The organism is Nostoc sp. DedVER02, from assembly GCF_034530675.2.
In the GTDB taxonomy this organism is placed as follows: domain Bacteria; phylum Cyanobacteriota; class Cyanobacteriia; order Cyanobacteriales; family Nostocaceae; genus Nostoc.
Genome location: NZ_JAVRCP020000026.1, coordinates 56,195 through 79,942 on the forward strand (window position 1 = coordinate 56,195; position 23,748 = coordinate 79,942).

Consider the following 23,748-nt stretch of genomic DNA (forward strand, 5'->3'; position numbering starts at 1 on the left):
TTGCAAATGTGATTGAGTGAATTATCCTGCACCGTCTCCAGAACTTGACTTAGGGGCTATATTTCCCTTTGATCTGGATCAGTTTCAAAAAGATGCGATCGCGTCCCTAAACGCCGGACGCTCCGTAGTCGTGTGTGCGCCCACAGGTTCGGGCAAAACATTAGTTGGAGAATACGCCATTTATCGCGCCCTATCGCGGGGGAAACGTGTATTTTATACCACTCCCCTAAAGGCACTGTCGAATCAAAAATTACGTGACTTTCGAGAAAAATTTGGGTTTGATCAAGTCGGACTGTTAACTGGAGATGCCTCCATTCACAGGGATGCACCGATTTTGGTGATGACTACAGAAATTTTCCGAAATATGCTTTACGGCACACCGATCGGGCAAGTCGGCATCTCATTAGTAGACGTAGAAGCGGTAATACTTGATGAGTGCCACTACATGAATGATCGCCAGCGCGGTACAGTTTGGGAAGAATCCATCATCTATTGTCCCCGTGAAGTGCAACTGGCAGCCCTTTCCGCAACGGTTGCCAATAGCGATCAACTCACCGATTGGTTAAATCGCGTTCACGGCCCAACAGACCTGATTTACTCCGATTTTCGCCCAGTCCCCTTAGAATTTCACTTTTGCAATCCCAAAGGGTTATTTCCCCTGCTGAATGATAGCAAAACCAAAATTAACCCCCGTCTTCTTCAGAAGAAGAAGGGGAGAGGGGGAGAAAGGGACAGAGGGAGAAACGGTAGACCTGAAGCTCCTGGTATAATTTATACCTTGAGCCAGTTAGAGCAACGCGATATGCTACCAGCGATTTACTTTATCTTCAGCCGCCGGGGATGTGATAAAGCGGTGGCGGAAGTGGGTGATTTATGGCTGGTAAATAATGAAGAATCCCAGATTTTGCGGCAACAAATTGATGACTTTTTAGCCCGTAATCCTGAAGCTGGGCGTTCTGGACAAATTGCCCCTCTATACCGGGGAATTGCTGCCCACCACGCCGGGATTCTACCTGCATGGAAAGCATTGGTAGAAGAACTATTTCAGCAAGGGCTGATTAAAGTAGTATTTGCCACTGAGACACTGGCCGCGGGAATTAATATGCCCGCCCGAACAACGGTAATTTCTACCCTTTCCAAGCGGACTGACACCGGACACCGCCTATTAAATGCTTCCGAATTCTTGCAAATGGCGGGACGGGCAGGCCGTCGGGGGATGGATAAACAAGGTCATGTGGTGACAGTCCAAACTCCCTTTGAAGGAGCTAAAGAAGCGGCATATTTGGGAACGTCCAAGCCAGACCCCCTGGTAAGCCAGTTTACGCCCAGTTATGGCATGGTACTTAACTTGCTGCAAACGCACACCCTAGAGCAAACCAGGGAACTAATAGAACGCAGTTTTGGGCAGTACATGGCCACCTTGCATTTAAGGCCAGAATACGATGAGATTGCCGAACTCGAAAAACAATTAGCTCAACTACATGAGCAAATCGCCGCAGTTGATGAAAATGAACTGGCTATTTATGAAAAATTACGGCAACGCCTGAAAGTTGAACGCCAGATATTAAAAACCCTGCAAGAGCAAGCACAGGAAGATAGAAAAGAAGAATTAGGGATGATGTTAGACTTTGCAGTGTCAGGAACTCTGTTGAGTCTCAAAGGCAAAAATATCACAGTGTCTTCACCAGTAACCGCAGTGTTAGTGGGAAAATCGCCTGGTTCTGGTCAAGCTCCCTACTTGGTATGCTTAGGGCATGATAATCGCTGGTATGTGGCAACCACAGGGGATGTAGTCGATTTATATGCCGAATTGCCACGCATTGAAGTGTCACCAGATTTACTACCACCGCCAGAGATGCCTTTGAAACCCGGACAGTCGCGCCGTGGTAACGAAGAAAGCTTTGCGATCGCAGTGCGTATTCCTAATCCGATAGAATCTTCCCATCTGGCACCAGAAGTAGCAGAACAACTCAGTCGCACTGCTGCCGTCCAAGAACAACTAGAAGCTCATCCTCTACATCAATCAGGCAATGCTGCCACCCTTTTCAAGCGTCGCGCCAAATATGTCGAACTAGAAGCCGAACTCGAACAGCTACAAGGGCAAGTAGAGCAACAGTCACAACGCCATTGGGAAGAATTTCTCAATTTAATCTCAATTCTGCAACACTTTGGCGCTTTAGATAACTTAGTGCCCACACAATTAGGGCAAATTTCTGCCGCCATTCGGGGTGAAAATGAGTTGTGGCTAGGTTTAGTATTTGCTAGTGGTGAATTGGATAATTTAGATCCCCACCATTTAGCCGCCGCCGCCGCCGGTTTGGTGATGGAAACACCCCGTCCAGATAGCAAGGTTAACTTTGAGCTTAGTAATGAAGTGGCAGAAGCCTTAGCAAAATTGCGGGGAATTCGTCGGCAAATGTTCCAACTACAACGGCGGTATAACGTAGCGCTGCCTATATGGTTGGAATTTGAGTTAATTGCCATAGTCGAACAATGGGCGCTAGGAATGGAGTGGACAGAACTCTGTGAAAATACCACCTTGGATGAAGGCGATGTGGTGAGAATTCTCCGCCGGACGTTGGATTTATTATCACAAATACCCCACGTCCCACATTTACCAGACTCTTTCTTACGTAATGCTTATCGAGCAATGCAGTTGATTGATAGATTCCCTGTAAATGAGGTGGTTGAATAAACAGGGTACTGTAACGCACACAAGGCATTGGGCATTGGTTATTAATTCTGCTCCCCCTGCTCCCTACTCCTTTCCTTCTTCCCCATGCCCCATTCTCTATTCCCTATGCCCAAAAACTCCACCCAAAAGGGGGTGGAGTTTTTCATGAATTGCCCCTAAAAACTGTCCCAAGAATGAATTTAAATTTAATAGTACTGGTACTTAGTTAAAAATGCTTTTTCGGTTTCGTATATTTTCTATACGTAATTAATCACATGTATTTAACAGAAGTTGTAATCGCTACAAGCGCTATTCAACCTTAGTACACCAAGTTTCCAGTACCGCGCAACTGACGCAAAGAATTTATGCACAATGGACAGTCGCAGCCAAATGTCTTAATTGCAGCATCACTTTCTTCGTCAGTAAAATTCAACATTGCAACATTTTGATCTGATACAGATGTGACAATAGTTGCAGAACGGGTAGATGAGGTATACGGTTTCGTTCTCTCTGAATCTCGAATACACACAAAATCGGTTCCACCATGTGGGTTAGTGATACAGGTACGACCATCTTGTGTGTGCAGTAATCGCTGTGTAATACTACCACTAGCATGGGCAGGATGAAATGTCACCAGCGTAGACATCATCGATACAAAGATTGAGGAAGTAGAAAGCAAATTCAGAAGAATTTTTTTGTTCATAAATTTCCTTGAGAAAATCGTCTACTAGCTTAGGGTATTCTATTAACTTTCAAACTTCAAGTGAGTTTTCCCTAAGAATAGCTAGCTTGACACTTGCTATCCAAAAAGGTTCCATATCTACCCAGTTTTTTCACAAAGTTCTTTTCACAGGATCGTTAAGTAGTCAAATAGGCTTTAAGTTTGGGCTTAAAAACCTTTGAAGAAGAATTCAGAAGTCAGAATTCAGGAGTCAGAATCAAGACGCTCTCTACGAGACGCTAGCGCGAACGCGGATTCGCTTTCCGCAACGCTTACAGTCGGGGATTCAGACCGTGCAGGAATTGAAGACCATCAAATTTTCAAGTTGGTGGGGGTGCAAAAACGCCGATTATTCAGACGCTCGTTCGCGCAGCGTGCCGTAGGCAAGACTCGCTACCACTACGCTATCAGTCATACAGAATACCCAAGCTGAATTCTGACTCCTGAATTCTGTTCGATAAAATCTCATGCCAACAGATAAATCGCTCACTACGAACAAAAGTTATCTGTTGGATTATTCGATAAAATTGATAATCACTATCGCTATATTTCCTAGATTATAAATTTTAATTCTGACCAAAAAATAGCATCAATATTTAACAATAAATTTGATATAGATTCTCATTCTTAAATGTTTAACTTGTAAAAAACTCTTTTTTTTATTACATTTAGAAAAAGGTTAATCCACCAAGTAATTTGTTAGCCTAAATCAAAAAAATGAAGCAAAAACTACATTCAGAATCTTCAGGCTGTTGCAGCTGTGAACATGACCATCATGAGAATCATAATCACAATCATGATGAAAATCATAACCATGACCATGACCATAATCACGAACACGGTGGAGAATTCAATCTAAAAAATGAGATATTGCCTTTGGTAGCAATTTTAAGTTTATATGTGCCTGGTGTAATTTTTGAAAATCAATTACATAATACATTCTACTCAATAGGTGAATATCTCCTTTTTATCCCTGCCTATTTATTAAGTGGATGGAGTGTTTTAAAAACTGCGGGACGCAATATACTTAGAGGGAAAGTATTTGATGAAACTTTTTTAATGACAGTAGCGACACTAGGAGCGATCGCAATTCATAAATTGCCCGAAGCTGTTGGAGTCATGCTATTTTATAAAATTGGCGAATTGTTCCAGGATATTGCCGTTAGTCGTTCTCGTAATTCTATTAAAGCTTTATTAGAAGTCCGCCCAGATTATGCAAATATCCAAATAGAGGGAGAATTAAAAAAAGTATCCCCAAATACAGTAAATATTGGAGATATTATCGTCGTCAAACCCGGAGAAAAGATTCCCCTAGATGGTGAAATTATAGATGGAAATTCGCAAGTTGATACATCTGCGTTAACTGGAGAATCTGTACCCCGAACGATGAGGTTGGGTGATACAGTTTTGGCTGGAATGATTAATAAAATGGGTGTTCTCAGCATTAGAGTCACAAAACTATTTGATGACTCTTCTATTGCCAAAATTTTAGACTTGGTGCAAAATGCCAAAACTAAAAAAGCAGAAACAGAAAAATTTATTACTAAATTTGCCCGATATTATACGCCAATAGTAGTTTTTACATCTCTAGCAATTGCAATATTACCGCCTTTATTCATTTCTGGTGCAAGTCCTTCAGAATGGGTTTATCGTGCCCTAATTTTGCTAGTTATTTCCTGTCCATGTGGGCTTGTGATCAGTATTCCGTTAGGTTATTTTGGAGGTGTAGGAGGTGCGGCTAGACGTGGTATTTTAGTCAAAGGTTCTACTTTTTTAGATACTCTAAATGCAGTCAATACAGTTGTGTTTGATAAAACAGGAACATTAACTCAAGGCGTATTTAAAGTAACGAAGATAGTACCACAAAATGGTTACAATGAATTAGAATTGCTGCAATTAGCTGCTAAAGTAGAATCCCACTCAAATCATCCCATTGCTCAATCTATCCTTAAGGCTTATGGTGGAAAAATTGATGATTATGAAGTAAGAGATTATGAAGAAATTGCAGGCTATGGAATTAGAGCCAAGGTTGATAATCGGGTAGTAATAGCGGGAAGCGATCGCCTACTCCATAGAGAGAATATTGCTCACAATCGTTGCCAGTTAGAAGGAACAGTTGTTCATCTAGCAGTGGATAATATTTACGCTGGGTATATTGTCATTGCTGATGAACTGAAAGAAGATGCCAGACACGCTATTCAAGTACTCAAGCGAATAGGTGTAGACAGAACAGTAATGTTGACAGGAGATAATCAAGCGATCGCATCTCGGATTGCTGAACAGCTAGGCATAGATGCTTACGAAGCCGAGTTATTACCAGAAGAAAAAGTCAATGCTATTGAGAAGTTACTCACCACTGCCGGCAAGCATGGTAAAGTTGCCTTTGTTGGGGATGGTATTAATGATGCGCCAGTGATTGCTAGAGCAGATGTTGGTATGGCAATGGGTGGTTTAGGTTCAGATGCAGCGATAGAAACTGCCGATATTGTCATCATGACAGATGCGCCATCAAAAGTGGCAGAAGCAATCCAAATCGCCAGAAAAACCCGCAAAATTGTTTGGCAAAATATTGGTTTTGCTTTATTCATTAAAGGCGTATTTATTGGATTGGGTATTTTTGGTATAGCGACAATGTGGGAAGCTGTTTTTGCTGATGTCGGAGTTGCTTTGCTGGCAATTTTAAATGCAACGAGAGCGATGAAATAAAACAGGAGTCAGAATTCAGAATTCAGAATACTTTACCCATCAAGGGATAGAGTTTTAAGGCGAGAATATTTTAATTTTTTTCGCTTGACTTCGGGCGAAAGCGCGTAGTGGGACGAAGTACTGTTAAAACCTCCATTTGTCACCTCCTCCTAGAGAATTCATACCTGTTAGCGATTAGCTAAGGTTTAGCCCATTCTTACTCCTGAGTTCTGAATTCTTCTTATAAAATTTTGAAGAAATCGGGAATCTGTAATTGGGAAATTGTAGAAGTTAAAACTGAAAAGCAATAATTGAATATATTGAACACTCCCAAATCGGATTCCCGCAGAGGTACACTGTGAAGCCATCTATTAAAGGAATCGTTACGGCTGCGTTAGCTTTACTTCTAAATTATTCAGCAAATCCAGCCTTTGCACTTCCTCAGAAAATAAATAATCCAATTACTGTTGCTAAATCGCAACCATTAAAAGATACTTTAATCATTCCTGGGGAAAGAGTTGGGCCGATCGCACGCACAACTACCAAGCAAGATTTAGTCAAGCTGTTTGGTGCATCCCATCTCGTTGATAAAACCATTTCTGGCCCTGAAGGAATGGGTAGTTTTGCAGCTACGCAGGTAAATCTAAATCAGGGGCGATCGCTCTTGATAGTTTGGAGTGATAATACTCGTAAGAAACCTCTAGATGTGCGTAACCTGGGTTCAGCTTGGAAAACCCGCGAAGGTATTGGTGTTGGAACTCCCTTAAGTGAGTTACGCAAGAAGTTAGGTAACTTCAAACTCTATGGATTAGCATGGGACTATGGTGGTACTATTTTGCTAGATAGTAGCAAATTATCCCGCTATCAGGGTAAAGTCATCTTGCGAGTAGATGCTGCTCCTAATGCTTACGAAAAGTTCCCCAATGACTACCAAGCAGTTTCTGGGGATGGTACTTTTTCTGCCAGCGATCGCCACTGGAAACCTCTGGGAATTAGGCTAACAGAAATAATTGTTGTTCTTAACCCATCCGACTGACTTTAAACAATTCAATGGACATAGTGATGGAAGTTAGCAAGCGAATAACTATAGCTTTTCCCGATCAGATGAGGTGTATCATAGCCCCTTCCTTGCTTGCGGGGAGGGGGTTGGGGGTGGGGTTCTTGTATCTCACCAGACTGGAAAACGCTATATAACAAATATCAGAGCTACTGAAAACAAATTCCCAGGTAGAACCTGGGAACAAGTACACAATTTTAACTTTCATCATGTACAGACGCGATTCATCGCGTCTGTACTCCTTTTTATTTCCCAAACCCTTTACCGCGAGAGGTTGAAGGTAAACAAATGCAGTTTTGGAGTTGAGTGATTAAAGTCTCACGATCTAAATTTTGACCAATCAGCACAAGTTGATTTTTCAGTTGACCTTTCCATTCATCATCATCTAAGGTGAAGCGTTTACCGCAAAGGTGGAAAATATGACGCTTCGGACTTTCATCAAACCACATAATCCCCTTCGCTCGGAAGATATTTGAGGGTAGTTGGTTATCTAAGAAATACTGAAACTTCCTAATAGAAAAAGGCTTGTCACTTTGGAAAGAGATGGAAGTAAAACCATCATTTTCTAAATGGTCAGAATGATGGTGGTCATGGTGATCGTGGTCATGATCGTGATGATCGTGACCGCATGTTGAGTGGTCATGGTCATGATGATCGTGATGCTCGTGGTCGTGATGGTCGTGTTCATCCACCACTGTGTCAAAATATTTATCAGACTCAAACAAACCAACACTGAGAATTAACGGAAGTGGCACTTGCGATCGCGTGGCGCGAATAATTCTTGCTCCTTCCTTAACTTCGTTAATTTTTCCTTCTAACTGATTCAAAGTGGCTTCATCAACCAAATCAGCTTTGTTCAGCACAATGACATCGCCATAAGCAATCTGGCTGTATGCTGCTTCCGAGTTAAATAAATCTAGGCTGTAATTCGCCGCATCTACTACGGTAATAATCGAATCCAAGCGAGTTAAATCTCGCAATTCTGTGCCGAGAAACGTTAAAGCTACTGGTAAAGGATCTGCTAAACCAGTTGTTTCTACTACTAGATAATCGAGATTTTCTTGGCGTTCTAAAACTTTGTAAACTGCATCTACTAAATCATTATTAATAGTGCAGCAGATACAACCATTATTTAATTCCACCATGTTCTCACCAGTGGAAACAATTAGCTCGTTGTCGATGCCAATTTCGCCAAATTCATTCACGAGAACGGCGGTTTTTAAACCCTCTTGGTTGTTGAGGATATGATTAAGTAAAGTCGTCTTGCCACTACCGAGAAACCCAGTAATAATTGTTACTGGCATTCCTTGTTTGGGCGTATCCATTGCCGAAGATTCGGGTGTAACTGCTGATTGCATAGCGCTGTTATCAAATAATCAAAAAATAGTAATGTAGCGCAGATAGTCCATAAAACACTAGCATAGGGATGCTGGACTGCCATCCCAGCTGCTTTACCCTATTATTACGTATCTTCTTATTTCAGCATTACTCTGTTATGACCCTAACACTTTACAATACCCTCACCCGTCGTCAAGAACCGTTTAAAACAGTCGAGCCAGGCAAGGTTAAGATGTATTACTGCGGCGTGACGGTTTACGACTACTGCCATTTGGGTCATGCTAGAGCTTGCATCGTTTGGGACGTAGTGCGCCGATACCTCCAGTTTATCGGTTATGAAGTGCGATATATCCAAAATTTTACCGATATTGATGATAAGATTCTCAATCGCGCCCGTGTTGAACATTCTTCAATGGAAGCTGTAGCCGATCGCTTTATCAAAGCATATTTTGAGGATATGGCGCGATTGGGAATCAAAGAAGCCGATGAATATCCCCGCGCCACCTACACAATGAATGGCATTCAACGGTTAATTCATGAGTTGGAAAATAAAGGTTTTGCTTACCCTGCTGAGGGTGATGTGTATTATGCAGTGCGGCAGTTTGCTGAGTATGGCAAGCTTTCAGGACGCAAGTTAGAGGATATGCAAGCCGGAGCTAGCGATCGCGTCAACGTAGATGATCCAGAGTACCAAAAAAAGAAAGACCCCTTCGATTTTGCTTTGTGGAAAGCAGCAAGACCGGGAGAGCCAGCTTGGGAGTCACCTTGGGGCGCAGGCCGTCCGGGGTGGCACATTGAATGCTCGGCAATGGTGCGCGATCGCTTGGGTGATACCATAGATATTCATGCTGGTGGTGCTGACTTAATTTTTCCCCATCACGAAAACGAAATTGCCCAATCTGAGGCGGTGACAGGAAAACCCCTGTCGCTTTACTGGTTACATAACGGCATGGTGAAGGTAGATGGTGAAAAAATGTCCAAATCTTTGGGCAATTTTGTCACTATTCGAGAATTGCTGGATCGAGGAGTTGACCCGATGGCAGTGCGGTTGTTCGTACTGACTGCTCAATATCGCACACCCATAGATTTTACCGACGAAGCGATCGCCGCAGCAACCAACGGTTGGCACACCATAAAAGAAGGTTTACTTTTTGGCTACCAATACGGCGAAAAACTAGAATGGGGAACCGAAATTGCCTCACTACTCCCTGAAACTGTTGAACGCTTCCAAGAAACTGTAAATAACGATTTTAATTTTCCTGGTGGGTTAACAGTGCTGTTTGAATTAGCCAAAGAACTGCGCCGTGAGGGGCATATTTTCGTACATGAAGGGAAAACTGAAACTTCCCCTGATGAGTTAAAGCGTCAATGGCAAACTCTTGTCACATTGGCTGGAGTTTTGGGTTTAGAAGCCGAGATAGAAGCCGAAACAGACGAAAATAGTGGTTTAAGTGATGCAGAAATTGAAGCGAAAATTCAGCAAAGGCAAGAAGCGCGTATTGCCAAAAATTTTGCCGAAAGCGATCGCATTCGTGACGAACTTCAAGCAGAAGGTATTACGCTAATTGATAGCCGTGATGGTACACGCTGGCATCGGAATTAAGGAGTAGGGGGAAAATTCCCCATTCCCAATTCCCAATTCCCAATTCCCAATTCCCCATTCACTTAAATTATGTGGTCTGAACTAAAAAAAGCGATCGCTAGTTTCGACATTCCTGCTGATTGGATCGGTATCAGAGCCGTAAAGGAGACTTCTACTACTCGTTCAGTCCGTGATGGCTTACCCCAACTAAACGGCAAATCCTTCACTGTCGGAGCTATGCTAGAAGTTTTAGTCAACGGCTGTCTGGGTTATGCAGCAACTAACTCTCTAGAACTGTCTTCCCTACAAGTTGCTGCCGAAACAGCTTACAAACAAGCACTAGCAGCCAGTGAATGGTGGATACATCCCTTCCATGAAAGTGAGCGCCCTAAAGTCGTTGGTGAATATAAATCTCCATTCCTTGAACCATTCGATGCTTTGAGTCCGGGAGAAATTAACGATTTACTAGTTCGGATTTGCCAAACGCTGAAAGTTAACGACAAAATTGTGCAAACCATAGCCAGTATTAGCACTATTGATAGGGAATCTTGGTTTGTTAGCAGCAACGGCTCAGAAGTCTATCAAAAAACTCTATCTCTAGGCACTCATTACGGAGTTACCGCCCAAGATGGGACAACTGTACAGCAACGCAGCAACAATGGTTCGCAAGCAAACTGTTACCAAGGCGGACTAGAACTTTTAAAACAAGAAAACTTATGGTTTCGGGTGCGGCAAATTGGCGAACAAGCTGTAGAACTTTTGACAGCACAAGAATGCCCAACCACCCGTACCAATTTAGTTTTAGCCCCAGATCAAATGATGCTGCAAATCCACGAAAGTGTCGGGCATCCTCTAGAAATCGACCGAATTTTGGGAGATGAGCGTAACTATGCTGGAGGCAGCTTCGTTAATAAAAGTGATTTTGGCAACCTGGTATATGGTTCGCCATTAATGAACATCACCTTTGATCCCAGCGTGACTGGTGAATTCGCTAGCTATGGCTTTGATGACACTGGTGCTGTAGCAACGCGAGAGTATTTGGTAAAAGAAGGTGTACTCCAACGGGGTTTGGGCAGTCTAGAGAGTCAAGCAAGAGCAGGTGTACCAGGAGTAGCTTGTGCCCGTGCTTCCTCATGGAATCGGCCAGCGATCGATCGCATGGGTAACTTGAATTTAGAGCCTCTAAACGCTAGCTTTGAAGACATTATTAGCGGCATAGAACACGGCGTTTACATGGAATCTAATCGATCTTGGTCAATTGACGATCGCCGCTACAAATTTCAGTTTGGTTGCGAGTACGCTAAATTAATTGAAAATGGTAAACTCACCAAAACCCTCCGTAATCCCAACTACCGCGCTACAACACCAGAATTTTGGCATAGCTTAATCCAAGTAGGAAATGCTGAAAACTGGCAAATGTATGGTACTCCTTATTGTGGAAAAGGAGAACCAAATCAGGCCATTTGGGTAGGCCACGGTTCACCTGTTTGTGTATTTGCTAATGTCGAAGTTTTTGGAGGAGGAAGTTAAATAATTCGTAATTTGTAATTTGTAATGACGCTCGCGGACTCGCTACCGCTACGCTAACGTAATTCGTAATTGCGCGTTTTGCATAGAGATTTAGCTTAAAAACAAAATGTGTCTACTTGGAGCGGGGAATATAATTTTTCTAATAATTATGGATTAGTAATTACTACCTGTGTTGAAAAAGCGCAAATTGAGTAGCTAGTAGTTGAATGTTTTAAATTTAAAATATTTAACTTTTAATTAACAAGTACTAACTACTGACTTTTTCTGTCGTTATTCTCTATTAATATTTAATATCCATGAAAATTGAGGAATTATCTGCATTAGAAGTCAGCTTTAATCGACTGGTTGAAACTCTGCTGATTAAAAAAGCAGAAAATGAACAATTCACTGTGAAACTCAGCAGTGAAAGAAGTCAATTTACTCGTTTCAATCATGCGAAAGTGCGACAAACTGGTTGTGTCGCTGATGGTTGGGTCGAACTGACTCTAATGGCAGATCAACGCAGCAGCATTCGGCAGTTTCCCTTCACTGGAAACTGGAATGTAGATTGGCAATTAGCATATTCTGCTTTGCAGGAACTACGCGATGAATTAATTCTATTACCAATCGATCCATATCTAGTTTTACCATCAGGAACTAATACTAGCCGAGAAGTACATTCTGGTAATTTATTGGCAGAGGAAGCAGTAGTACCAAATGTACTAGAACTAGTTGCCGAATTAGATTTTACTGGTATATATGCTGGAGGAATAGTAATTAAAGCTTATGGTGATTCCAGTGGTCAAAAACACTGGTTTGCTACTGATTCTTTTACCTTAGATTATTCTCTATTTTCCAACTCTGGACAAGCAGTTAAGGGCACATTTGCAGGGAGTGATTGGGATAAATCTGCTTATATAGCCAAAATTACCGAAGGCAAAAAGCAACTCGAATTGCTTGCTCGCCCACCTAAAGAATTGTCACGGGGACAATACAAAACATATTTTGCACCTGCTGCTGTTGCAGATTTATTACTGATGCTTTCTTGGGGAGCAGTAAGCGAAGCTGATATCCAACAAGGAAATAGTGCTTTAGCTGCTTTATCACGTCAAGAAAAACAACTTTCCCCAAGATTTAGTTTGAAAGAAAACTTTCAACAAGGGTTAGTGCCGCGATTTAATGAATTAGGAGAAATAGCAGCACCGGAGTTATTTGTAATAGAGAAAGGACGTTTGGTAAACAGTCTGGTTAATTCTCGCACTGCTAAGGAATATCAAAAAATTGCCAATGGTGCTAATGGCTCAGAGACTTTACGAGCGCCAGAAATCAGTCCGGGAAATTTGATATTTGAACAGATTCTTCCGAGATTGGATACAGGATTATATCTATCAAATTTGCATTACTTGAATTGGAGCGATCGCCACACTGGTAGAATCACAGGTATGACCCGTTATGCTTGTTTTTGGGTAGAAAACGGAGAAATTATTGCTCCCATTGAAAACTTACGTTTTGATGAAAGTCTCTATCGCTTTTGGGGAGAAAATTTAGTAGATTTGACCGATTTTCAAGAATTCATTCCCGAAGTAGGCACTTATGAGAGCCGCCAACTTGGAGGTAGTTTAGTTCCCGGTATGTTGGTGGAAGATTTTACCTACACCTTGTAATCAGATATTAATTGCGTTTTTGATGAATTTGCAATATGTAGATCCTCTACTTTTCAAAGAAGTCGGGGATTTGCTTGCTCACACAAAACTAAAATCACCTATTTCTGTAAACTGCATTAATTACAATATCTTTAATAGTAAAATAAATAATTAATAGCAACGATAAAAACTGCTCAAACTGAAGAATTGGATCTAAACGCCAACCTTGAAAAAACAAGATTACTCCACACATTAACATGATAATTGGTGTAAATATTACTTGAATAATATAAAGTGCTAAAGCCCAACCTGTAAGCCTAGTTCCACGTTGGGCTAGCCAAGCTATTGTTAAAATAAAGTAAATAACTGCCAAAAGAAAATAAATAATTCCAATTAAGCCAGCTAGATTTAATCCAAAATTAACTTGAGCGAAAGTAATCATTTATTAGAGATCCTGCTTAATTACAATCCACAAATTTAAATCTATTACTCGTAGATTCCCCAAAAATATTTCTTAATAAAAATAGTTGGGTTAAGCAATAGCGAAACCCAACTTATAATTTTTCATCATCTCTTATTAGAGCCTCTATCGTTTTTTGCTAGGAGGTGAATTGCGCTGTGTGAGGTTATCAATTTGCAATTGTTGCCGTCCGTTGGTAACAATTCGCAACATATCTTTGAGATCCTGCTCGATATTGCCCAAAATGCCATCAGCATAAGCATCAGCACCATCTTCAATGTCTTGAGCCTGAGCGATCGCAGTTTGCCTCATAAGCTCTAACTCTTGCTGACAAGCATACCGCTTGCGCTCAATCTCCGCGAGGGTTTCTTGCATTATTCCCTCACACTCTTGTTGCACTTGTCGGCGTAGTTGTTCAGCTTCTTGTTCTGCCTGTTGAATAATATCGCTTTCAGCCAAAATTTGCGCTCTTTTTGCTTGCGCGGCCTCAACAACCTGTTGTCCATACTCTTCCGCTTCTAGCAGAATTTCATCCTTTTGCTCAAGGATGGCTGCTGCTTCTTGAAAAAGTGATGGTAAAGCCAGCCGGATGTAATCAAGCTGTTCCAGCAGCTTTTCTTCATCTATGAGAGTGCGTCCCGTCAGAGGAATCCTGAGACTAGAGAGAACTATTTCTTCTAGACGGTTGAGTTCCTGCTGAATATCTACGCTTCCCTCTCCACTGACATATTCTTCAGGGGGGGGATTGCTTCCGTTGACATTGGGTTCAACATTGGAGATTTGTGATTGTAGCATTGGTATATATCTAGGGCAATGTGTGGGGGAACGAGATGATCGATAGAGCCACCAAACCTTGCAATCTCTCTTACCACACTACTACTTAAAAAACTATACTCATTTGAAGTTGCTAGAAAAACTGTTTCTATTTGGGTAGAAAGAGTTTTATTGGTGTGAGCCATTTGCAGTTCCACTTCAAAATCTGACACAGCCCGTAAACCCCGAAGCAAAACTTGTGCATGTCGCATTTGGGCATAGTTTACGGTAAGACCATCAAAGCTGTCTACTTCTACATTAGGTAGATGTTGTGTAGAAAGACGGATCTGATCTACCCGTTGCTGTACGCTAAAAAGTGGCGTTTTGTTCGGGTTCCGCAGTACCGCGACAATTACCCGCTCAAACAGCCGACAACCGCGCTGGATGAGGTCAAGGTGTCCCAAGGTGATGGGGTCGAAGCTACCAGGATAAATAGCAATCACAATTTTAGATATATCAAAGTTGTTTAGGTGATTATATCGAAACTATTTTGTGTAACTTACTCAAATCTACCATCTTGCGCTCTGAGCAAGAATGCTAAATTCAATTGTTTTTGTGACACAAGTTATGCTCAACTAGGCGTTAGGAATTAGACTCCTAAATATGGATGCTGGATTTTAATCATGTATAGTTCCAGTATTCGAGATATAAGAAACTCCGTACTTGGCAAAGTGCGCGGGTAGTTAACGAACTTTTCTAGGTAATTTCTTATGGCACTGGATTTTTCCGCCTTGTTCTTGGCGTTTCAATTTACTTCTCCAGGGCCCATTCTGGTGAAATTAGGGCCACTAAGTATTCGATGGTATGGCTTATTGATTGCCACGGCAGTGTTAATTGGCGTAATCCTTTCTCAGGAATTGGCAAAGCGCCGTAACGTTAATCCTGAACTGCTAGGGGATTTGTTCTTTTGGTTGTTGATTGGGGCAATTCCTGGCGCACGGCTATATTACGTTTTTTTTGAGTGGTCAAAATATGCCCCAACTCCAGGAAAAATCTTTGCTATCTGGGAAGGAGGTATTGCCATTCACGGAGCAATTATTGGTGGCGTGATAGCTGCGTTAATCTTTGCCAAAATCAAGCAGGTTTCTTTCTGGCAGCTAGCGGATTTAGTAGCGCCTTCGCTGATTTTAGGACAAGCGATCGGACGTTGGGGCAATTTCTTTAATTCTGAAGCTTTTGGCGATCCTACCAATTTACCTTGGAAGCTCTATATTCCGCCAGATCATCGTCCTCTACAATATGCTAGTTTCGATTACTTCCATCCCACCTTCTTGTACGAATCTCTGTGGAATTTAATGGTGTTTGCGCTACTAATAACGTTATTTTTCCGGTCTTTATCCGGTAAGCCACGTTTGAAGGTAGGCACGCTATTTTTAGTTTACTGGCCAGCCTACAGCTTAGGACGCTTGTGGATTGAAGGTTTCCGCACTGATAGCTTGATGCTGGGGCCTTTACGGATGGCACAAGTAGTCAGTACTCTCGGAATTTTATTAGGATTAGTTGGATTAGCTTGGCTTTACTTACTCAAACGCCCTTTACCTGATGTAGTTCCTACTCCCAAGGGTAATGGAGAGATGAGGGGATGAGGGAGCAGGGGAAGAAAGAATAATAACTAATGCCCAATGCTCAATTCCCAATTCCCAAAAATAAAAAATGCCCCAGAATATTTTCTAGGGCTTAACCAGGGTGCATCTACCATTACTCTCTACTAGGGAAAGAGAGTGAATCCGGAAAGATACTGAGAAAATATCAAAAAACTTTTTTGAGGGATTGTTGTGGGTTCTTTTAAAAGTGAATATACAGAAAACCTGAGCTATAAAAAAACACTATATACCATAGAACCATCTGTGTATATTGTCGGAGCAGGCCCTGGAGATCCTGACTTATTGACGGTGAAGGCACAGAAACTACTGGCTGCTGCTGATGTGATTTTATTTGCTGATTCTTTAATACCCGAACAGATTTTAGAACTTTGCCGAGAAGATGCGGAGATAATTAGGACTGCGAATCAGACTTTAGAAGAGATTTTGCCGATTATGATCGATCGGGTGCGATCGCAACAAAAATCTCTAGTCCGTCTCCATTCTGGCGATCCTAGTCTCTACAGCGCCATCCACGAGCAAATGCACCTCCTCACTGAGGCAAATATTCCTTTTGAAGTCATCCCAGGTATCAGCGCTTTTCAAGCCGCTGCTGCCAAACTCAAAGTAGAACTAACTGTACCCGGCTTAGTCCAAACTATCATTTTGACCCGCATCAGTGGACGTACAGAAGTCCCCGCCAACGAAGAATTAGCTACTCTTGCAGCGCATCAGGCCAGCCTCTGCTTATATCTCAGTGCGCGTCATGTCGAAAATGCCCAAGCTAAACTACTCCAACATTATCCAGCCGAAACCCCCATTGCAATTTGCTTCCGCATTGGATGGCCCGATGAAAAAATCAGAGTTGTTCCATTGAATGAAATGGTGGAATGTACTCAGAAAGAAAAACTAATTCGGACTACGCTTTATATAATCAGTCCAGCACTCTCGACAGCAAAAGGGCGATCGCGTTTATATCATCCCGAACATAGTCACCTGTTTCGCTCATCTCATAACTGAATTGGGAATTGGGAATTGGGAATTGGGAAAACTGCCCTTTGTCTAACTTATTCCCCTCATCTCCTCTGCGATTCGGTAAAGTTAACAGTGTGAATAATTTCTAATTCGTTACTATTTCTTCCTTCTCTTCCTTTGCGTACTTTGCGTCCTTAGCGGTATGCCTCCGGCACGCTACGCGAACGTTAAAAACATTTACTTTGACACAGCGTTAAGCCTTAACTGAACCGTATTAGGTGATATGGTGCAGGCGATCACAGCTGTTCTCAATCAAAATGGACTGAAAACTACTGTTGCTCTAGACAATCGTAGTCTTACCAGCCACAACCAACATTGCGGTAATTGATGCCACCAGTAGCGATCAAAGTGTTCAAGGGGTACGCCGCTTCAACGAACTGCTTACCTCTAAGCCACGGGTCAGTGCTACGGCAATCCAGACCGTGGGCAGCAAAGGACACAATAGCTTTGCGATCGCAATAGTAAACTGAAAATAGATTTGGTCAATCTTGGGAACGATTTTGAGGAAACAGATAAGCGATCGCAGCATACCCCGAAGCACTGAGTAAACTAACCAAAAAAGTAGCCAAAATAAAAGTAGACATACGTCATTCTACCCAAACGCCAAATAAGCTTTATATCCCATACAATTCCAAAATCTTGGCATCCATCAAAAAACAAGATTTTGGATCGACCTGCTTCAGTTAACCCTCGATCCTCTCTACCCTTCTTTTTAAGGAGGGAATAAAACCCCCCTCTTTTTAAGGGGGGTTGGGGGGATCTTCCGGCGCAAAATATCACTAACACCAAGCAGAGTGAATTTTGGATACTTTCAAATTAGCAATTGGGTATGACACGGACGTGACTGCCTTGTGTCAATGCCTTGTATATCAATGGTTTTGAAAAAAGAGGCAGCAATATCTAAATTTCAACCCCCTGCCCCCTGCTCCCTTAAGCCAAAGGCAGAAAAAACCGAAACGTACTGCCAACTCCCAACTCACTTTCTACCTGAATCTGACCGCCTTGTAATTCAATCAAACGACGGGAAATAGTTAAACCGATACCCGTACCTCCCGAATGGCGATCGCGCGATTGGTCGGCTCGCCAGAAACGCTCAAACAGATGCGGCAAATTTTCTGGAGCGATACCTATACCTGTATCTATCACCGCGATCGAGAGAAGAGATGCTTCAGTTCCAACACGAATGGTAATTGAACCTTCGTTAGTGTAACGCACCGCATTACCAAGCAGATTAACCAAAATCTGTTCTGTACGGTCAATATCTGCCAATACAAGAGGTAGCACAGATGGGCATTGTAAGAGCAAAACTGGCCCATCTTCCAACAATTGATCGGTGAATTTCTCTACTAATGACTCTAACAACGGACGCAGATTTACCCGTTGTATATTAATTGGCAAATAACCAGCTTCTGCCTTAGATAGTTCTTGTAAATCGTTTACCAGCCGCTCTAAGCGCCTGGTTTCTTTAGCTAAACGCCGATAAATTTCAGGAGACGCTTCAATTTCTCCATCAGCAAGTTCTTCCAAGTAACCACGCACAACTGTTAACGGTGTCCGTAATTCATGAGTCATATCTCCAATTACCTCTCGCCGCCGCGCTTCCACCCCTTCTAAACTGGCTGCCATCCGGTTGAAACTAGCACCCAGTCCATTCAGTTCTGGAATATCAGACATAGGTAATCGTGCATCCATCTGACCAGCAGCAAATTTTTGGGTGATTTGTTCCATCTCCGTCAACCTCTGCATAATCCGTCTGGAAACCCAGTAACTCAATCCTCCAGCGGCGGTAGTGCCGACTAAAACTGACCAGAGAGTACTTCGTTGCCAAGCAAGCTCAAATCCTGCAACCAATTCAGTCCGAACATCAATTAAGTCGAACCCTTGATTTTCTAATCGTTCCAAATGCAGTACAAATAAACGGGGGGAAGAGATTTTGCTGATACTCACTAGACTAGCTACCCCCACGATCATCACTACTAAGTGAGAGAAAAATAGGCGCGTTCTCAGCCCCATTTTCATAATATTTACGCTACCGGAGGGTCTTCAAATTTATAGCCCACCCCAACAACAGTTTTAATAAAAGTGGGAGTTGCTGAATCAGGCTCAATCTTTTTTCGTAACCGAGCTACATGAGTATCAACCACTCGTTCATCGCCGAAAAAGTTATCTCCCCAAAGTTTATCAATTAGTTGAGTACGGTTCCAAACTCGACCAGGGTTGCTGACAAAGGTGGTTAGCAAGTTAAATTCTAGGGTAGTTAAGTCTAAAATTTCAGGTTCCTGAGAATCCATCTGCCGGCTAGCAGTGCGCTGATCTACATCGACGATAAAATGTTGAGTGCGATTGACTTGATGTTGTCCCCCTTGGCGGAGGCTACGCCGCAATAGTGCCCGTACCCTAGCCACCAACTCTCTAGGGCTAAAGGGTTTAACCATATAATCATCAGCACCAGTAGATAGACCAATCACGCGATCGATTTCTTCGCCCTTAGCTGTAAGCATCAAAATGTAAGGATCTTTTGCACCTGGTTTCTGGCGAATTCTGGCGCAAACTTCCAATCCATCCAAACCAGGAATCATTAAATCTAGAATGATTAAATCGGGTGGTTGCTCCTGAAACATCCGTAAAGCATTCATCCCATCGCGGCTAGTGCGGCAAAAAAATCCTTCTTTTTCTAAAGATAATTGGATTAAATGAGCAATTTCTAGTTCATCTTCAACTATTAAAATATCCATTTCAATTCAATACAAAACTTGGAGTTAACAAGGGGATTTTGCCCCTTGTTAAAATTAAGCAAACTTTCACTATTAATTAAAGGTTTGAATTTGATGGCGTGCGATAACTATAGCCAAGATTAGAATCTTTTTGAATGTGTGTTTTAATACTATCGAGGTCAATGAAGCAGTCAGCGACATCAATCAAGCTTTCACTAGTACTAGTTTGTAGACTCACTACTTCTACTCGAACCCCCATTCTGCTGACAGCATTCACAGCATAAGCTAGATCGCCATCCCCACTAACTAAGACCGCAGTATCATAATAAGGAGCTAAAGTTAGCATATCTACAGCAATTTCTACGTTCAGATTTGATTTTTTGAAATTTTCTGTTGGTTGCGTGATATCTTTAGCTACCACACGATAACCATTACGACGCATCCACAATAAAAAACCCTGCTGCTTCTCATTGCTGATATCAACCCCAGTATAGAAGAAAGCACGCAACAGTCTTGAACCATTAGTTAAATGGCAAAGTAATTTAACATAGTCAATTTCTATACCAAGTTGTAAAGCTGTATGAAATAGGTTTAAACCATCAATAAAAATAGCAACTCGACCACGATTCAAGTTATTAACAATTGAACTATCTGATGTAGTATCTTGTATTTTGGGATCTTTCCCTTTGACCGTAGTATCACTCAAATTTTGCCCTTGCCAATGTGGTTTAGCCTTGAGTACTTTAGGTTCTTTAAATTCATTTCTATGTTTGCTAAAATTAGTTATAATCATTGATACCTCTGATTTTAAAGATGGAAAAAGTTTTGGGTAAATTGTCTATAGTATAGTCTGTGCTAATTTATAACCCTAGCAGGTAATGGTCTTTAATCACTACATGCAAATAAAGTTAACTGGCACTAAACAGGATTTAAAGTAGGCAGATCAAGGGTTTGTCACTTTATATTAGAGTTTGTTTGACGATATATTGCTTCTGTCCACAGATATGTTAGTCTTTACCCACCGATACAGCAAGAGTTTGGAGAAAATAAATCTTACTGTAAGAGTAAAGGCAAAAATCCGCGAATGTAATCTATCTATTTTTATTTTAACTCTGTATTTTCATAACTTTCAGCCAGGAAATTTATATTTTCCCCAGGTTTAAGATGCTCAAGTCCTGAGAGTATTACAAATACTAATAAGAGACTTGCAAAAAATAAATCATCCCAAATTATTTGCAAGTTTGTAGAATAGCACAGCTGTGCTACCTGACGATGAAATGTTTTTTTAACTGGATTCTGATAAAAGTTTATCTGAATGAAGGAATGCTAAATGGTCAATAGTCAGAAAACACTGACGAAAATACAAGATTCCCGACTTATTTAAATAAGTCGGGAATCTGAGCCTTAGTCTTTAACCAACTTGTTATTGGATGTGTAGTAAACCTTACTACCAGTATCAGGTACAAAATGACAACTGATACATGAATTCCATAATGACTTCCAAATTGGTTCTTCCGATTTGTGGAAATACTCACCCATCACTGGTTTGATTGCTTCAGTTGCTTTCAGCAAATTGTAGTGAGGGATGTTAAGGAATATATGGTGAGCGACATGAGTACCGATATCGTGATGGATATGATTAACCAAACCATAATCACGGTCAATGCTAGAAATTGCGCCTTTGAGGAAAGTCCAATCATCTCCACGATACCAGGGAAGCTCTGGCTCAGTGTGGTGCAAGAATGTTACCAAATCTAGCCAAACGATGAACACAAGATAGGGCACAGCGTAGTATTTCAGCAACCACATCCAACCCCATTGGTAGGTGAGGAAACCCAGCAACCCTATCATCCCAATCAAAAGAACAGTACTAGTGAGAACATCCCATTTTTCTGATGGTTTGAAAAGCGAACTACCGGGCAAAAAGTGGGAGCCTTCCTTATTAGGAGAACGCTTAAACAGATACACAGGATAAGCTAAGAGAAAAACGTAATATCTGCCTATCTTTTGGGCTAAAGGCATCTCCTTATACTGTGATTCGGTAACAGGATACCAGCTTTCATCGTTATCGATATTGCCAGTATTTTTGTGATGAGTTCTGTGACTAATCCGCCAACCATGATAAGGAACAAGTATTGGTGTGTGAGAAAGATGTCCAATCAAATCATTCAGCCATTTATGCTTAGAAAAAGATTGGTGTCCGCAGTCATGTCCGACTACAAACAACGCCCAAAACATTGTTCCTTGCATTAGCCAGAAAATCGGAAAGAAAAGCCAAGAATCCAGGTAAGAAGCAACTGCATAAAGCAGACTGATAATCAAGATGTCACGAAAAAAGTAAAAAAGTGATTTTGTCACATTTGGTTGAAAGCATTCAGCAGGAATTGCAGCTTTTAAATCCCCAAGTGTGAAAGGTAATTTAGTCGTATTTTCAGACTTTTCGCTGCTAGCAGAATCGTTGAATGTGATGATATTTGATGGCACTGGATTCTTTTGATTGGATATAAATCGGAACTTTATTTGAGACAAGATAATCTCACCTCTAGGATGCCCATGAGACTAGCGATCGCTAACACACAAGAGGATAATTTCTGGCAATTTATCTAAAATCTTATTCAGTAAACAATTGCCAGATTGTATTTAAACACAGCATGATAAACGCTCTCGTTGGTTCAAGAGCGTAAGTGTATAATCACAGCGCTATTTATTGCCCTGTATAATGTTCGTTAAAAGTCTTATAACCAACGTCAGTTGTATACAGTTGACACTCGCCCGTAATTTGTTTCATTAAAGGCCAAGAAAATTGACACTCATCATGGAGATAAGATCCCCAATTTTCTTTGATACTGCTGTAAGCTAGGCGCAAATTATATGAAGGAATAGCAGTGGAAATATGATGAGGGACATGAACATTGATATCGTGGCACAGGATTTCTACCCAGCGTGGATAATCGCAATGGATAGTGCCAGCTAACTGTGCTAGAGCTTCATTCCACTTGTTCGCTGTCGCAAAAGGAACATCTGCGGCAGTATGGTGAACAATAGTAAAAGTACTCATCCAAAAATGATAAATCATCCAGGGTACTAACCAGAACTTGACAAATCCCCAGATACCAGTTGTGGCGATGAGAATCGGGAAAGCGATCGCAGCAAACACAACTACTACAGCCACAGAAAGCTTGATACTCGATTGGTCTTTCGTTTTGAAGTTCCGCCAATCAAAATGCACAACTGCCCAATGGCCAATGGAACCTACCCACCAAAGGCGTTTACGCATGAACAGTTCAAAAGCAGACTGCCGAATTGTATCCCAACTTTCAAAAACTTCTGGTCTAATTGGATGCCAAGCATTATCCTCATCTAGCTTGTTGGTATGAGTATGGTGATAATTATGCTTAATGCGCCAACTGTGAAAGGGGTAAATTAACGGCATCATGAAGAAATGCCCCACCAAATCATTTACCCAACGACGTTTGGCAAAAGACCTGTGACCACAATCATGACCGATTACAAAAAAACCTGTTAAAGCAGTGCCCGTAAAAATCCAAGCTAGGGGCAAAAGAAACCAAGGAGTAATAATTAAGCTGTAATAACCCAAGGCAACTGCCAAGACACTGAGTATTACTTGTGTCCAAGCTTTACGACGGTTTTGCTGAAAACATTCCTGTGGCAGGGTTTTCACAATATCTTTGAGCCGGAAGTCGGAATTACCTGGCTCATCACTTAGTTTCTGGCTGTTAATTATTGATGTAGTCATGGACACCTGAAAAACAACACAAACTCCTCCACCAAGTCACTAAAAAGTAACTTGCCGCAAAAATTCTTAATATTAGCGCTTTGGATTATAGCAATCTAACCGACACAAGCGCACCCGTAAATAGATTTTTGAAAAGTTAGGAGTGATGAGTTAGGAGTTAGGAGTGATGAGTAGAAGTTT

The 23,748-nt window shown here is 41.6% G+C and carries 18 protein-coding genes; 8 read left to right on the forward strand and 10 right to left on the reverse strand.

Annotated elements, in window-relative coordinates; all coding sequences use genetic code 11:
* Nucleotides 1-16 precede the first annotated feature (16 nt).
* Nucleotides 17-2,695: an RNA helicase gene (locus RMZ41_RS22740; protein ID WP_322643912.1), complete on the forward strand. Its 2,679-nt coding sequence runs from the start codon at nucleotides 17-19 to the stop codon at nucleotides 2,693-2,695.
* 298 nt (nucleotides 2,696-2,993) lie between these two features.
* Here the strand turns inward: RMZ41_RS22740 and RMZ41_RS22745 are convergent, their stop codons facing one another.
* On the reverse strand, nucleotides 2,994-3,377 hold the full coding sequence (locus tag RMZ41_RS22745; RefSeq protein WP_322643911.1) for a hypothetical protein: 384 nt from the start codon (nucleotides 3,375-3,377) through the stop codon (nucleotides 2,994-2,996).
* A gap of 735 nt (nucleotides 3,378-4,112) precedes the next feature.
* Here RMZ41_RS22745 and RMZ41_RS22750 point away from each other — a divergent pair.
* Complete coding sequence (locus RMZ41_RS22750) at nucleotides 4,113-6,101, forward strand: heavy metal translocating P-type ATPase (protein ID WP_322643910.1); 1,989 nt, start codon at nucleotides 4,113-4,115, stop codon at nucleotides 6,099-6,101.
* Between the two features lie 337 nt (nucleotides 6,102-6,438).
* The gene (locus tag RMZ41_RS22755) at nucleotides 6,439-7,116 is read left to right on the forward strand and encodes a hypothetical protein (RefSeq protein ID WP_322643909.1); all 678 of its coding nucleotides are present in this window, start codon (nucleotides 6,439-6,441) and stop codon (nucleotides 7,114-7,116) included.
* Between the two features lie 266 nt (nucleotides 7,117-7,382).
* Here the strand turns inward: RMZ41_RS22755 and RMZ41_RS22760 are convergent, their stop codons facing one another.
* Complete coding sequence (locus RMZ41_RS22760) at nucleotides 7,383-8,495, reverse strand: GTP-binding protein (protein ID WP_322643908.1); 1,113 nt, start codon at nucleotides 8,493-8,495, stop codon at nucleotides 7,383-7,385.
* 137 nt (nucleotides 8,496-8,632) lie between these two features.
* On the opposite strand from RMZ41_RS22760, the gene cysS reads away from it, so the two are divergent.
* The 3 genes from cysS (at nucleotide 8,633) to RMZ41_RS22775 (ending at nucleotide 13,230) form a co-directional block, all read left to right on the forward strand.
* Nucleotides 8,633-10,078 (forward strand): cysteine--tRNA ligase, encoded by a 1,446-nt coding sequence (gene cysS / locus RMZ41_RS22765; RefSeq protein ID WP_322643907.1) that lies wholly within the window; start codon nucleotides 8,633-8,635, stop codon nucleotides 10,076-10,078.
* Between the two features lie 69 nt (nucleotides 10,079-10,147).
* Nucleotides 10,148-11,587, forward strand: coding sequence for a TldD/PmbA family protein (locus RMZ41_RS22770; RefSeq protein ID WP_322643906.1), 1,440 nt, complete (start codon nucleotides 10,148-10,150; stop codon nucleotides 11,585-11,587).
* Nucleotides 11,588-11,883: 296 nt separating this feature from the next.
* The gene (locus RMZ41_RS22775; protein ID WP_322643905.1) at nucleotides 11,884-13,230 is read left to right on the forward strand and encodes a TldD/PmbA family protein; all 1,347 of its coding nucleotides are present in this window, start codon (nucleotides 11,884-11,886) and stop codon (nucleotides 13,228-13,230) included.
* Nucleotides 13,231-13,324: 94 nt separating this feature from the next.
* Here RMZ41_RS22775 and RMZ41_RS22780 read toward each other — a convergent pair whose 3' ends face one another.
* The 3 genes from RMZ41_RS22780 to coaD all read right to left on the reverse strand — a co-directional run bounded on the left by RMZ41_RS22780 (nucleotide 13,325) and on the right by coaD (nucleotide 14,925).
* Nucleotides 13,325-13,651, reverse strand: a complete 327-nt coding sequence (locus RMZ41_RS22780) for a Ycf66 family protein (protein WP_322643904.1) — start codon at nucleotides 13,649-13,651, stop codon at nucleotides 13,325-13,327.
* Between the two features lie 144 nt (nucleotides 13,652-13,795).
* Entirely contained in the window at nucleotides 13,796-14,464 is a 669-nt protein-coding gene (locus RMZ41_RS22785) for a DivIVA domain-containing protein (RefSeq protein WP_322643903.1), read from the reverse strand.
* Nucleotides 14,374-14,925, reverse strand: a complete 552-nt coding sequence (coaD, locus tag RMZ41_RS22790; protein ID WP_322643902.1) for a pantetheine-phosphate adenylyltransferase — start codon at nucleotides 14,923-14,925, stop codon at nucleotides 14,374-14,376. Before coaD ends, RMZ41_RS22785 begins: the two co-directional genes overlap by 91 nt.
* A gap of 267 nt (nucleotides 14,926-15,192) precedes the next feature.
* Here coaD and lgt point away from each other — a divergent pair, with 267 nt between their 5' ends.
* Nucleotides 15,193-16,068, forward strand: a complete 876-nt coding sequence (gene lgt / locus RMZ41_RS22795; protein WP_322643901.1) for a prolipoprotein diacylglyceryl transferase — start codon at nucleotides 15,193-15,195, stop codon at nucleotides 16,066-16,068.
* 222 nt (nucleotides 16,069-16,290) lie between these two features.
* Nucleotides 16,291-17,082, forward strand: coding sequence for a precorrin-4 C(11)-methyltransferase (gene cobM, locus RMZ41_RS22800; RefSeq protein ID WP_409875805.1), 792 nt, complete (start codon nucleotides 16,291-16,293; stop codon nucleotides 17,080-17,082).
* Nucleotides 17,083-18,027: 945 nt separating this feature from the next.
* On the opposite strand, the gene RMZ41_RS22805 is transcribed toward cobM, so the two are convergent.
* The 5 genes from RMZ41_RS22805 to RMZ41_RS22825 form a co-directional block, all read right to left on the reverse strand.
* Nucleotides 18,028-19,116 (reverse strand): HAMP domain-containing sensor histidine kinase, encoded by a 1,089-nt coding sequence (locus RMZ41_RS22805; protein WP_322643899.1) that lies wholly within the window; start codon nucleotides 19,114-19,116, stop codon nucleotides 18,028-18,030.
* 5 nt (nucleotides 19,117-19,121) lie between these two features.
* Nucleotides 19,122-19,832: a response regulator transcription factor gene (locus tag RMZ41_RS22810; RefSeq protein ID WP_322643898.1), complete on the reverse strand. Its 711-nt coding sequence runs from the start codon at nucleotides 19,830-19,832 to the stop codon at nucleotides 19,122-19,124.
* Nucleotides 19,833-19,908: 76 nt separating this feature from the next.
* Nucleotides 19,909-20,604 (reverse strand): NYN domain-containing protein, encoded by a 696-nt coding sequence (locus RMZ41_RS22815; RefSeq protein ID WP_322643897.1) that lies wholly within the window; start codon nucleotides 20,602-20,604, stop codon nucleotides 19,909-19,911.
* Between the two features lie 611 nt (nucleotides 20,605-21,215).
* On the reverse strand, nucleotides 21,216-22,295 hold the full coding sequence (locus RMZ41_RS22820) for a fatty acid desaturase (protein WP_322643896.1): 1,080 nt from the start codon (nucleotides 22,293-22,295) through the stop codon (nucleotides 21,216-21,218).
* A gap of 220 nt (nucleotides 22,296-22,515) precedes the next feature.
* Nucleotides 22,516-23,568, reverse strand: a complete 1,053-nt coding sequence (locus RMZ41_RS22825; RefSeq protein ID WP_322643895.1) for a fatty acid desaturase — start codon at nucleotides 23,566-23,568, stop codon at nucleotides 22,516-22,518.
* Between the last annotated feature and the right edge of the window lie 180 nt (nucleotides 23,569-23,748).